The sequence below is a fragment of the Streptomyces bluensis genome, assembly GCF_014650715.1.
In the GTDB taxonomy this organism is placed as follows: Bacteria; Actinomycetota; Actinomycetes; order Streptomycetales; family Streptomycetaceae; genus Streptomyces; species Streptomyces bluensis.
Map to the genome: position 1 here is coordinate 75,099 of NZ_BMVM01000012.1, position 14,055 is coordinate 89,153.

The following is a 14,055-nucleotide window of genomic DNA, read 5'->3' on the forward strand; positions in this document are numbered from 1 at the left end:
TCCAGTAATGGAAGGGCAGCCGAGCGAAAATGACGAGTGAGCGACACTCCGCAGCAATCGACCCACTGGATCGGCAGGAACCGATCGCCGTCGTCGGACTGTCCTGTCGGCTGCCCGGCGCCGCCGGTCCCGAGGAGTTCTGGAAGCTGTTGCGCGAGGGCCGGGACGCCGTCACGCGGATGCCCGAGCACCGGTGGGAGCCGATCTCGGCGGACGCCCGCAGCGAGATACGCCGGGGCGGGTTCCTGGACGCCGTCGAGGAGTTCGACGCCGCCTTCTTCGGGATCTCGCCCCGCGAGGCCGTCGTCATGGACCCGCAGCAACGGCTGCTGCTGGAGATCACCTGGGAGGCGCTGGAGGACGCGGGGATCGTCGCGGCGAGCCTCGACGGCAGCCCCACGGCCGTGTTCGTCGGCACCGCCCGCGAGGACTACACGAGCCTGCTCTACCGGCAGGGCTCCGCCGCCATCACCCAGCACACCGTCGCCGGCACCCACCGCGGCATCATCGCCAACCGGGTCTCGTACGCCCTCGGCCTGAACGGGCCGAGCCTCACCGTCGACACCTCCCAGTCGTCCTCGCTGGTCGCCGTGCACCTCGCGTGCGAGAGCCTGCGCGCCCAGGAGGCGGAACTGGCGCTCGCGGCGGGCGTCAACCTCAACCTCCTCGCCGAAGGGGTGGTGGGCGCCGAGCGGTTCGGCGGGCTGTCCCCGGACGGGCGCTGCTTCACCTTCGACGCCCGGGCGAACGGCTATGTGCGCGGCGAGGGCGCCGGCATGGTCGTGCTCAAACCGCTGCGACGGGCACTGGCCGACGGCGACCGGGTGCACGGCGTGATCCTCGGCAGCGCGGTCAACAACGACGGCGCCACGCCCGGCCTCACCGTGCCCAGCGCCGCCGCACAGGAGAAGGTGGTCCGGCTCGCCCAGCGGCGGGCGGGGGTCGTGCCGGACGCCGTCCAGTACGTCGAGTTGCACGGCACCGGAACCCCGGTCGGCGACCCGATCGAGGCCACCGCGCTCGGAGCGGCGGTCGGTGCGCTCAAGGCACCCGGTGACCCGCTGCGGGTGGGCTCGGTGAAGACGAACATCGGGCACCTCGAAGGGGCCGCCGGCATCGCCGGGCTCATCAAGACGGTCCTCTCCGTCCGCCACCGTATGCTCCCGCCGAGCCTCAACTTCCGTACGCCCAACCCCGAGATCCCCCTCGGCACGCTCAACCTGTCGGTCAACGACCGGCTGGGCGAGTGGCCGCACCCCGAGCGCCCTCTGCTCGCCGGCGTGAGCTCCTTCGGCATGGGCGGCACCAACTGCCATGTGATCGTGGGTGAGGCGCCCGGCGGGCCGGAACCCGAGACCGCCCCGCGCACCCGCCCCGCCGACGCCGTGCTGCCCGTCGTGGTCTCCGGGCGGGGTACGGACGCGCTGCGCGCCCAGGCCCGGCGGCTCGCCGAGTTCGTCGAGAGCCACGCTGACGCCGAGCCCGCCTCCGTCGGCCGGTCGTCGGTCTTCACCCGGTCACGGCTCGGACACCGGGGTGTCGTGCTGGCCGCCGACCGGGACGAACTGGCCGCCGGGCTCCACGCGTTGGCGTCGGGGCTGCCCGCCGCCGGGGTGGTGACGGGAGCCGAGGCGACGGGCCGGCTGGCCATGGTCTTCACCGGGCAGGGTGCCCAGCGGATCGGAATGGGCACCGAACTCCACGCCGCCTTCCCGGCGTTCGCGGCCGCCTTCGACACCGTGTGCGCCCACCTCGACCCGCTGCTGGAGCGGCCGCTGCGCGAGGTCGTCGCCACCGGCGAGGGACTCGACGAGACCCGGTACACCCAGCCCGCGCTGTTCGCCGTCGAGGTCGCGCTGTTCCGGCTGTTCGAGTCGTGGGGCGTACGGCCCGGCCTCCTCGCCGGGCACTCGATCGGTGAGGTCGCCGCCGCCCACGTCGCCGGGGTCCTCTCGCTCGCCGACGCCTGCGCGCTGGTCGCCGCCCGGGGCCGGCTGATGCAGGAACTGCCCGCCGCGGGCGCCATGGTCGCCGTACAGGCCGCCGAGGACGAGGTGCTGCCGCTGCTGGCGGGCCGGGAGGGCGAGGTGGCAGTCGCCGCCGTCAACGGCCCCGCGGCCCTCGTGCTCTCCGGGGACACGGACGCGGTGCTGGAGATCGCCACCGTCCTGAAGGACCGGGGACACAAGACCAAGCGGTTGACGGTGAGCCACGCCTTCCACTCGCCGCACATGGACGGGATGCTCGACGAGTTCCGCCGGGTGGTCACCGGACTGGCCTTCCACCAGCCCCGTATCCCCGTCGTCTCCACGGTGACGGGCGAGATCGCGGCGCCCGGGTTGCTCACCTCCCCCGAGTACTGGGTCGAGCAGGTCCGCCGGCCGGTGCGGTTCATGCGGGCCGCGCGGACCCTGGAGGCGGAGGGCGTACGCACCGTCCTCGAACTGGGGCCCGACGGCGTCTGCTCGGCGATGGTGGCCGAGAGCGTGCTCGACAAGGACTCCGTCGCCGCCGAACCGGCGCTGCGCTCGGGGCGGCCCGAGGAGCGGACGGCCTGGGCGGCGCTGGCGCGGGCGTTCGTCCGCGGTGCGGCGGTGGACTGGGAGGCCGTGTTCGAGGGGGCCGGGGGGCGCCGGATCGATCTGCCGACGTACGCGTTCCAGCGGGAGCGGTACTGGGTGACGGACCTGGCCCGCGCGGCGGATGCCGCGGCCGGCGGTCCCTCCGTGCCCGCGCTCGGGCCCGGAGCCTTGCCCGCCGCCGTACGGCCGAAGCGCGCCGTCGTGTCCGGGGCGGCGGATGAGCGGGCGGCGGTCGAGCTGGTGAGCTCGCATGTCGCCGCCGTCCTGGGGTACGCCGCCGGGCGGGCCGTCGAGATGGACGTGCCGTTCCGGGACCTCGGGTTCAGCTCCCTGATGACCGTGGAGCTGCGCGAGAACCTCGCCGGGGCGACCGGGCTGCGGCTGCCGACGGGGCTGGTGTTCGACCATCCGACCCCCAGGGCGCTGGCGGAGTTCGTCGCGGCCGAGCTGGCGGGGGCGGACCCGGGCGGGGCCGGTGAGGTGCTGCCGGGGGCGGTGGCCGGGGCCGGTCCGGGCTCGGGTGGGCAGGACGCGTACGACGAGCCGATAGCGATCGTCGGCATGGCCTGCCGCTACCCCGGCGGCATCGCCTCGCCCGAGGATCTGTGGCGGCTGGTGGCCGAGGGCGGCGACGCGATCTCCGCGTTCCCGACCGACCGTGGCTGGGCCGAGGACCTCTACGACCAGGACCACGAGCGGTCCGGCAAGAGCTATGTCCGCGAGGGCGGGTTCCTGCACGACGCGGGCCGGTTCGACGCGTCCTTCTTCGGGATCTCCCCGCGCGAGGCGCAGGCCATGGACCCGCAGCAGCGGCTGCTGCTGGAGACCGCCTGGGAGGCGCTGGAGCGGGCCGGACTGGTCCCGCCGGCGCTGCGCGGCAGCCGTACCGGGGTCTTCGTCGGCGCGACGGCCGGGGACTACGGGCCCCGGATGCACGACGCGCCCGAGGGTGTCGAGGGGCATCTGCTGACCGGCGGCGCGGCGAGCGTGATGTCCGGGCGGATCGCCTACCAGTTCGGGTTCGTGGGGCCCGCGGTGACCGTGGACACGGCGTGCTCGTCGTCGCTGGTCGCGCTGCATCTGGCGGTGCAGTCACTGCGGCGCGGCGAGTCGAGTCTCGCCGTCGCGGGCGGGGTGACGGTGATGTCGACGCCTGGCATGTTCCTGGAGTTCTCGCGGCAGCACGGGCTGGCGGCGGACGCGCGCTGCAAGGCGTTCGCGGCGGCGGCCGACGGGACCGCGTGGGCGGAGGGCGTGGGCCTGCTGGTCGTGGAGCGGCTCTCCGACGCGCGCCGCAACGGCCACCGGGTCCTCGCGGTGGTGCGGGGCTCGGCCGTCAACTCCGACGGCGCGTCCAACGGGCTGAGCGCCCCGAACGGGCTGTCGCAGCAGCGGGTGATCCGGCAGGCGCTCGTCGACGCCGGGCTCGGCGCGGCCGACGTCGACGTCATGGAGGCGCACGGCACGGGCACCGCGCTGGGCGACCCCATCGAGGCGGAGGCCGTCCTCGCCACGTACGGGCGGGACCGGGAGGGCCGGGAGCCGGTGCTGCTCGGTTCGCTGAAGACCAACATCGGGCACGCGCAGGCCGCAGCCGGGGTCGGCGGCGTCATCAAGGTGGTCCAGGCGATGCGGCACGGCGTCGTACCGGCCACGCTGCACGTCGACGAGCCGACCCCGCACGTCGACTGGACGTCCGGCGCGGCCGAACTGGTCCGCGAGCGACGGCAGTGGCCGCACACCGCCGCACCCCGACGAGCCGCCGTGTCGTCCTTCGGGATCAGCGGCACGAACGCCCATGTGATCGTGGAACAGGGGGACGTGGCGGAGCCGGCCGGGGCGGACACGGCGGCCGTGGCGCCGCTGGGACCGCCCCCGGCGACCGGCGCGGACGCGATCCCCTCGGCCGGCACAGCCGCGGCATCCCCCGCCCCTCGTGTCCCCTGGGTCCTCTCCGCCCCCACCGAGGACGGCCTGCGCGCGCAGGCCGGGCGGTTGCGGGAGTTCGTGGGAGGTGCGGGCGGGGTGCGCGTCGGGGACGTCGGGCTGGCGCTGGCGACCACGCGGACGGCGTTCCGGCGGCGCGCCGTGGTGCTGGGCTCGGACCTCGGCGAGCTGCTGGCCGGGCTGGACGCGGTCGTCGACGGGGCGGGAGCGCCGAACGTCGTGCGCGGCACCGTCGGCGAGACGGGGCGGACGGCGTTGCTGTTCACCGGGCAGGGCGCCCAACGCCTCGGGATGGGCCGGGAGTTGTACGAGGCGTTCCCGGTGTTCGCCGAGGCGCTGGACGCGGTGTGCGCGGCGCTCGACCCGCATCTGGAGCGGCCGCTGCGCGAGGTGCTGTTCGCCGAGGAGGGCAGTGCGGCCGCGGAGCTGCTGCACCGCACGCGGTACACCCAGCCCGCGCTGTTCGCCGTGGAGGTGGCCCTCTTCCGGCTGCTGGTCGAGCGGGACGGGATCGTGCCCGAGCTGCTCGCCGGGCACTCGATCGGCGAGCTCGCGGCGGCCCATGTCGCCGGCGTGCTGTCGCTCGACGACGCGGCCACGCTGGTCGCGGCCCGGGGCCGGCTGATGCAGGCGGCCCGCTCGGACGGGGCGATGATCGCGATCCAGGCCGACCCGGGAGAGGTCGCCGAGTCGATCGCCGGGCACGCCGACGCCGTCTCCCTCGCCGCCGTCAACGGGCCCCGTTCCGTGGTCCTCGCGGGCGACGAGCCGGTGGTCACCCGGATCGCGCAGGAGTGGCGCGAGCGCGGCAGCCGCACGCGCCGGCTCCAGGTGAGCCACGCCTTCCACTCACCGCACATGGACGGCATCCTCGACGAGTTCCGCGAGGTGGCCCGGTCCCTGACCTTCCACCCGCCCACGATCCCCGTCGTCTCCACGGTCACCGGGGAACCCGCCGGGCCCGAGCTGCTGTGCTCCCCCGGCTACTGGGCCGACCAGATCCGTGCCACCGTCCGCTTCCACGACGCCGTACGGTCGCTGCGGGCGCTCGGGGCCGGGCTGTTCGTGGAGGTGGGCCCGGACGCCGTCCTCACCGGCATGGCGCGGGAGGCGTTCGCCGAGGACGACGACGACGGCGGCTCCGTGACGAGCGTCGCGCTCTCGCGGGCCGGGCGGCCGGAGGCGGACACGTACACGACCGCCCTCGCCCACCTCCACGCGTCCGGCGGCGAGGTCGACCTGACCGCGTCCTTCCCCGGCGCCGCCCGGATCGACCTGCCCACGTACGCCTTCCGGGGCGACCACTTCTGGCTGGCCCCCGGCGCCCGCTCCGACGCGCGCGGGCTCGGGCTGGACCCGGCCGGTCACCCGCTGCTCGGCGCGGCGGTGGAGATGGCCGGCGGCGAGGACCTCGTCCTCACCGGCCGGCTGTCGCCGCGTACGCACCCATGGCTGGCGGACCACGCCGTGGCGGGCGCGGTGCTGCTGCCCGCCACGGCCTTCCTGGAGCTGGCCTTCGCCGCCGGGGAGCGCGTGGGCGCGGACACGGTCGAGGACCTCACCCTGGAGACGCCGCTGGTGCTGCCCGAGCGCGATTCGGTGCGCGTCCAGGTCAGGGTCACCGACCCGGACGGCACGGGCGCCCGGTCGTTCACGATCCACTCGCGCCCGGCCACCGCCGACCACGACACGGCGGCGGACCGGCCGTGGACCCGGCACGCCACCGGTGTCCTCGCGCCGACCGCCGGTCCGGCCGTGACGGCCGGGGACACGGGCGCCTGGCCGCCCGCCGGCGCGGTGGCGCAGCCGGTCGACGACGCCTACGCCGTACTGCGGGACCTCGGCTACGACTACGGGCCCGCGTTCCAGGGCGTGCGGGCCGTGTGGCGGCTCGGCGACGACCTCCTCGCGGAGGTGACCCTCGCCGGTGAACAGCGCGAGGAGGCCGCCCTGTTCGGGCTGCACCCGGCGCTGCTCGACGCCGCGCTGCACCCGCTGCTGCCGTCGGCGGCCGAGGACCCGGAGCGGATCCGGCTGCCGTTCTCCTGGGCCGGGGTCCGGCTGCACGCGGCCGGGGCCACCGCGCTGCGGGTGCGGATCTCGCCCCTCGCCACGGACACCTTCCGGCTGACGGTCGCCGACGGCACGGGTGCACCCGTCGTGACCGTCGACTCCCTCGCGCTGCGCCCGGTCGACCGCGGCAGGCTCGCCACGGCCACCGCCGCCCGCGACGACTCCCTGTTCACCGTCGACTGGCCCGCGCTGCCCGCGCCGGAGGTGCCGGCGTGGAGCCGGAGCGAGGTCACCGATCCGGCCGGCCTGTCCGCCGTCGCACCGGCCGACCTCGTGGTGGTCACCCTCGCCGCGGACGGGGAGGCGACGCCCGCCGCCGCACGCACCGCGACGGTACGGACGCTGGAGCTGGTTCAGCGGTGGCTGGACGACGAACGGTTCGCGGGGTCCCGGCTGGTCGTCGTGACCACCGGTGCCGTCGCCGCGCTGCCCGGCGACGACGTGACCGACCTGGTGCACGCGCCCCTGTGGGGTCTGCTGCGCACCGCGCAGACCGAGTTTCCGGACCGGATCGTGCTCGTCGACCTCGACGGGAAGGGCGACGCGCGGGCACTGACGGCCGCCGCCGTGGCCACCGGCGAACCGCAGATCGCCGTACGGGACGGGCGGTCGCACGCCCCGAGGCTGGCCCGCGCCACGGACCGCCGCACCGATCAGCCGCAGCTCGGGCGTGTTGCCCTGGACCCGGACGGCACGGTGCTCATCACCGGCGGTACGGGCGGTCTCGGCGCGCTGTTCGCCCGGCATCTGGTGACCGGGCACGGCGCCCGCCGGCTGGTGCTGACCAGCCGGCGAGGACCCGACAGCCCCGGCGCTTCCGCGCTCGCCGAGGAACTCACCGGGCTGGGCGCGCGGGTCCGGATCGTCGCCGCCGACGCCGCCGACCGTGACGCCCTGGCCGAGCTGATCGCGGGCATACCGGCACAGCATCCGCTGACCGCCGTCGTGCACACGGCCGGTGTCCTCGACGACGCCACGCTCGGCTCGCTGACCGGGGCGCAGGTGGAGACGGTCCTGCGGCCCAAGGTCGACGGGGCGTGGCATCTGCACGAGCTGACGCGCGGTCATGACCTGGCGATGTTCGTGCTGTTCTCCTCCGTGTCGGGCATCACCGGTATGGCGGGCCAGGCCAACTACGCCGCCGCCAACACCTTCCTCGACGCGCTCGCCCACCACCGGCGCGCGCAGGGCCTGCCGGCGCACTCGCTGGCGTGGGGGCTGTGGGACGCGACCGCCGGCATGGGCGGCACGCTCTCCGAGGCGGACGTGGCCCGCTGGGCGCGGACCGGTGTCGTACCGCTGGACGCGGAGCGGGGGCTGCGGCTGTTCGACGAGGCGCTGGCCGGCCCCGGGGCGCTCATCGTGCCCGCGGCGCTGCGGCCGGGCCGGGCCGGTGCGGGCGCCGAGCAGGTCCCGGCCGTCTGGCGGGGCCTGGTCCGCACCCGCCGGGTCGCGCGCACGGCGAGCGCCCCCGGCACCGGGGACTGGTCGGCGCGGATCGCCGCGCTGCCGGAGGAGGAGCGGTACGCCGCGGTGCTCGCCGTGGTACGGACGTGCACCGCCCTGGCCCTGGGGCACTCCTCCGGTGACGCCGTGGACCCCGCGCGGGCGTTCAAGGAGCAGGGCTTCGACTCGCTCACCGCCGTCGAGCTGCGCAACCAGGTGAACAGCGCGACCGGGCTGCGGCTGGCGCCCACGGTCGTCTTCGACCATCCGAGCCCCGACGCGCTGGCCCGCCATCTGCTGGGCAGGATCGCGGGGAAGGCCCCGGCCGCCGTGGCCGAGGCGCCGGCCGCGACCGGCACCGACGAGCCCATCGCGATCGTCGGGATGGCGTGCCGTTACCCCGGCGGGGTGGGCTCGCCCGAGGACCTGTGGCGGCTGGTGTCCTCCGGGACGGACGCGATCAGCGGCTTCCCCGCCAACCGCGGCTGGGACCTGGAGAAGCTCTACGACCCGGACCCCGAGAGCACCGGCACGTCGTACGTCCGCGAGGGCGGGTTCCTGCACGACGCGGACCTCTTCGACCGGGAGTTCTTCGGAATCTCGCCGCGCGAGGCGACCGCGACCGACCCCCAGCAGCGGCTGCTCCTGGAGACCGCCTGGGAGGCCTTCGAGAACGCGGCGATCGACCCGGCCGCGCTGCGCGGCAGCAACACCGGGGTGTTCGTCGGCGCGATGTACGACGACTACGCGTCGCGGCTGCCGTCGGTGCCCGCCGAGTTCGAGGGGTTCCTGCTGGTCGGGAACACCTCCAGCGTGATCTCCGGGCGGCTTGCCTACGCGTACGGCCTGGAGGGTCCCGCGGTCACCGTGGACACCGCCTGCTCGTCGTCGCTCGTCGCCCTGCACCTGGGGGCGCAGGCGCTGCGGTCCGGGGAGTCCGACCTCGTGATGGCGGGCGGGGTGACCGTGATGGCGGGGCCGGGCTCGTTCGTCGAGTTCAGCAGGCAGCGGGGGCTCGCGCCGGACGGCCGCTGCAAGTCGTTCTCCGCGCAGGCCGACGGCACCGCGTGGAGCGAGGGCGTGGGTCTGCTGCTCCTGGAGCGGCTGTCCGACGCCCGGCGCAACGGGCACCAGGTGCTCGCGGTGCTGCGTGGCTCCGCCGTCAACCAGGACGGCGCCAGCAACGGGCTCACCGCGCCCAACGGCCCCTCGCAGGAGCGGGTGATCCGGCAGGCCCTCGCGGGCGCCGGGCTGCGGGCCTCCGACGTCGACGCCGTGGAGGCGCACGGCACCGGCACCGCGCTGGGCGACCCGATCGAGGCGCAGGCCCTGCTGGGCACGTACGGCGCCGGGCACGACGCCGGGAACCCGCTGTGGCTGGGCTCGCTGAAGTCCAACATCGGACACACGCAGGCCTCGGCCGGGGTGGGCGGCGTCATCAAGATGGTCCAGGCGATGCGGCACGGGGTGCTGCCGAAGACCCTGCACGCCGAGGAGCCCTCGCCGCACGTCGAGTGGGACAGCGGGGCCCTCGCCCTGCTCACCGAGGCCCGTGCGTGGCCGGAGGCCGGGCGTCCGCGCCGGGCCGCCGTGTCGTCGTTCGGAATCAGCGGCACCAACGCGCACGTGATCATCGAGCAGGTGGCGGAGGAGCCCGCGACCGCCGGCGCTCCGGGTTCAGGGGACGCGGCGGGCACCGGGGACTCGGCGGATACGGTCGGCACCTCGGGCTCCGGGGATGCGGCGACGGCCGAGGACCGCCCGGCCCCGGGCACCGCCCTGCCCTGGCTGCTGTCGGCCAGGTCGGACGCGGCGCTGCGGGCGCAGGCCGGGCGGCTGCGGGCGTTCGTGGTCGAGCGGCCCGGACTCGCCCCCGTAGACGTCGGCTTCTCGCTGGCCACCGGCCGGACCCGGCACGAGCACCGGGCCGCCGTGCTGGGGCACGACCGGGACGAACTCCTGCACGCCCTCGACGCGTTGGCGCGGGGCGAGGACACACCCTCCGTCGTCCGTGACGGCGGCGGTACGAGGGGCAGGACGGCGTTCCTGTTCACCGGGCAGGGCAGCCAGCGCCCCGGCATGGGACGCGACCTGTATGCGGCCTCCCCGGTGTTCGCCACCGCCTTCGACGAGGTGTGCGCCCACCTCGACACCCACCTCGAACGGCCTCTGCGAGACCTCGTGTTCGACGGCGGGGACGAGCTGAACCGCACGGTGTTCGCGCAGCCCGCGCTGTTCGCGCTGGAGGTCGCGCTGTTCCGGCTCGTCGAGTCCTGGGGCCTGACACCCGACCATCTCCTCGGCCACTCGGTCGGCGAGTTCGCGGCGGCGCATGTCGCCGGGGTGCTGTCGCTGCCCGACGCGTGCGCGCTGGTGGCGGCCCGGGGCCGGCTCATGGACGCCCTGCCGGGGGGCGGCGCGATGCTCGCTGTCGCGGCGGCGGAGGACGAGATCACCCTGCCCGAGGGGGTGAGCCTCGCCGCCGTCAACGGCCCCGAGGCGGTCGTGGTCTCGGGCGACGAGGACGCGGTCGCGGCACTGGAGGAGCACTGGCGGGCCGAGGGACGCAAGGTCAAGCGCCTCGTCGTCTCGCACGCCTTCCACTCCCACCGCATGGACGGCATGCTCGACGCCTTCGCCGAGGTGGCCCGTGCCGTGACCTTCCACCCGCCGACGCTGCCCATCGTGTCGACGGTCACCGGTGACCTGGTCGACGCCGCGCGACTGTGCACCCCGGAGTACTGGGTGGCCCAGGTGCGTCAGGCGGTGCGGTTCGCGGACGGGGTACGGCGGCTGGAGGCCGCCGGGGTCACCGACTATGTGGAGCTGGGCCCCGACGGGGTGCTCTCCGCGCTGGTCGAGCCGTGTCTGACCGCACCGGCGGGGACGGTGGTCCCGCTGCTGCGGGCCGGACGCCCCGGAACGCGTACGGCCGCCGCCGCTCTGGCGCTCCTCGCCCTGCGCGGAACCCGGACCGACTGGAACGCGGTCTTCCCCGGCGCCCGCCGCACCCCCCTGCCCGGCTACGCCTTCCAGCGGCAGCGCTACTGGCTGACGGCCCCGGCCGCCTCCGGTGACGCCACCGACCTCGGCCTCGACTCCCCCGACCATCCGCTGCTGGGCGCGGCGGTGGACGCGGTCGACGGCGACAGCGTCGTCCTCACCGGCCGGGTCTCCCCGCGTACCCACCCGTGGCTCGCCGACCACGCCGTCATGGGCACCGTGCTGCTGCCGGGGACCGCGTTCGTGGACCTCGCGCTGCACGCCGCCCGCCGGGCCGGCTGCACCCTGGTCGACGAACTCACCCTGACCGCGCCGCTGGTGCTCCGCGAGGACGACGACGTACGCATCCACGTGTCCGTCGGCGCCCCCGACGACTCCGGCCGACGTCCGCTGACCGTCCACTCCCGTCCCGCGCGGGCCGACGGCGACCGCCGCTGGACCCGGCACGCCGAGGGAACGCTGAGCACGGGCGAGCCCGCCACGGCCCTCCCCGAGGACGTACGGCGGCCCGCCGGCGCCGTGGAGATCGACCTCGACGGGGTCTACGACGCCCTCGCCGAACGGGAGTACGCCTACGGTCCGCTGTTCCGGAACCTGCGCCGGCTCTCCCGCCACGGGGACGGCCTGCACGCCGAGGTCACCCTCGCCGAGGAGCACCGGGCCGAGGCCGCGCGCTTCGCCCTGCACCCGGCGCTGCTCGACGCGGCCCTGCACCCGCTGCTGCCGGGCGTGGCGGACGTGGCCTCCGGGCCGATGGTGCCGTTCTCCTGGTCCGGCATCAGCGTGCCCCCGGCCGGAACGGGTCCCGGCGCGCTGCGGGTCCGGCTCGCGGTGACGCAGTCCGACGACACGAGTGTGGTGGTCGCCCTGCACCTCGCCGACGAGACGGGGCTGCCGCTGGCCACGATCGACGAACTCCGGCTGCGCCCCCTCTCCCCCGGCGACCTGGCCGTCTCGGGCACCGGCGCCCGGGAGGGGCTGTACGGGGTGCGGTGGACCCCCGTGCCGACCGACCCGGCCACCACAGCCGGCGACGGCCCCTGGGCGGTGCTGGGCGAGGGGCGCCCGCTGCCCTCCGGTGCCCGGCCCGGCCCGTCGTACGACGACCTCGCCGCGCTGCGGGAGGCGGTCGACGGCGGTGCCGAGGTCCCGTCGACGGTGCTGCTGCCCCTGCTGCCACCGCCGGCTGCGGTCGGCGCGGACGCGGTCGGCGCGGACGCTTCGGGCGGTGGCGGCGGGTTCGCCGGGCGGGCCCGGGCGGTCCTGCACGAGGTGCTCGGCACCGTGCGGGACTGGCTGGCCGACGACCGGTTCGCGGCGAGCCGGCTGGTCGTGCTCACCCGGGGGGCCGTCGCCCCCGACGGTGAGGACGTCACCGATCTGGCGCGGGCCGGCGTCTGGGGTCTGCTGCGCTCCGCGCAGGCCGAGCAACGCGACCGGTTCACGCTCGTCGACCTCGACGACCACCCCGGCTCCCATGAGGTCCTCGGCGCCGCGCTGCGCACCGGCGAACCCCAACTCCTCCTCCGGGCGGGCGAGGTGCTCGCCCCGAGACTGGCCCCGGCCGAACCGGGCACCCCGGCCGGGCCCGGCGGGGCCGGACCGGACTGGGGGCGGGGCACGGTACTCGTCACCGGCGGCACCGGCGCCCTCGGCACCGTCCTCGCCCGGCACCTGGTCACCGAGCACGGCGCCCGTCGTCTGCTGCTGACCAGCCGACGCGGGCCAGACGGCCCCGGCGCCCGGGAACTGGCCGCGGAGCTGACCGCGCTCGGCGCCCACGTCGAGATCGTGGCCGCCGACGCCGCCGACCGTGACGCACTGGCCGCGCTGCTCGCCGGCATCCCGGACGACCACCCGCTGACCGCCGTCGTGCACACCGCCGGCATCACCGACGACGCGACGATCACCTCACTGACACCGGACCAACTCGACGGCGTACTGCGGCCCAAGGTCGACGGCGCGTGGAACCTGCACGAGCTGACCAAGGACGCGGACCTGTCGGCGTTCGTCCTGTACTCGTCCGTCGCCGGTGTCGTCGGCACACCGGGTCAGGCGAACTACGCCGCCGCCAACACCTTCCTGGACGCGCTCGCCCACCACCGGCACGCGAACAACCTTCCCGCGCACTCCCTCGCGTGGGGGCTGTGGGCCGAGAGCAGCGCGCTCAGCACCCACCTGTCCGACGCGGACCTGGGCCGTCTGGCCCGCCTCGGACTGCTGCCCCTCACCAACGCCGAGGCCACCGCGCTGTTCGACGCGGCGCTCGGCCTCGACCGGCCCGTACACGCCGTCACCCGGATCGACACCGGTGCGCTGCGCAGGGCCGAACACCTGCCGGCGGCGTTGCGGGGGCTCGCCCCGCGTCCGGCGCCCCGGCCCGAGCGGCAGCAGGTGCCGCTCCCGCAGCGGCTGGCCGGGCTCCCGCCGGAGGAACAGCGGCAGATGCTCACCGACCTGGTGCGGGCGAGGACGGCCGCCGTCCTCGGGCACACCGACGCCACCTCGATCGGGACGACCCGCGCCTTCAACGAGCTGGGCTTCGACTCGCTCACCGCGGTCGAGCTGCGCAACCAGCTGAACAGCGCCACCGGGCTGCGGCTGCCCACCACGGTCGTCTTCGACCACCCCAACCCGGACGCGCTGGCGGCGTATCTGCGCGCGGAACTCGTCGCGGAGGTCGCCGAGCCGTCCCGCGCCGATCCGGTGCTGGCCGACCTCGACCGGCTGAAGGCCGCGCTGCCGGACGCCCTCTCCGACACGGCGGCGCACCGGAGCATCGTCGACCGGCTGCGGGAACTGCTCGACCTCGCCGACGCCGCCGACCCGCTCCACGACGACCTGGCCGACCTCGACTCCGCGACCGACGAGGACCTGTTCGCCCTGGTCGACGAACTCGACTAGCGCGCAGGCCCGTACGGCCCGGGCCCGTCCCCTCCCCCCGGACGGGCCCGGGCGCCCCCACGACTTCCGCCGACTTCCCCATGGAGCTGAGACGACGTGA

At 75.7% G+C, this 14,055-nt stretch carries 1 protein-coding gene; it reads left to right on the forward strand.

Annotated elements, in window-relative coordinates; translation table 11 throughout:
• Nucleotides 1–29 precede the first annotated feature (29 nt).
• The gene (locus IE262_RS26720; RefSeq protein WP_189877243.1) at nt 30–13,955 is read left to right on the forward strand and encodes a type I polyketide synthase; all 13,926 of its coding nucleotides are present in this window, start codon (nt 30–32) and stop codon (nt 13,953–13,955) included.
• Nucleotides 13,956–14,055: the final 100 nt, after the last annotated feature.

Excerpts from the sequence above, each read along its gene's own strand:
- IE262_RS26720 (WP_189877243.1), top strand. The coding sequence starts at position 30 with ATGACGAGTGAGCGACACTCCGCAGCAATCGACCCACTGGATCGGCAG.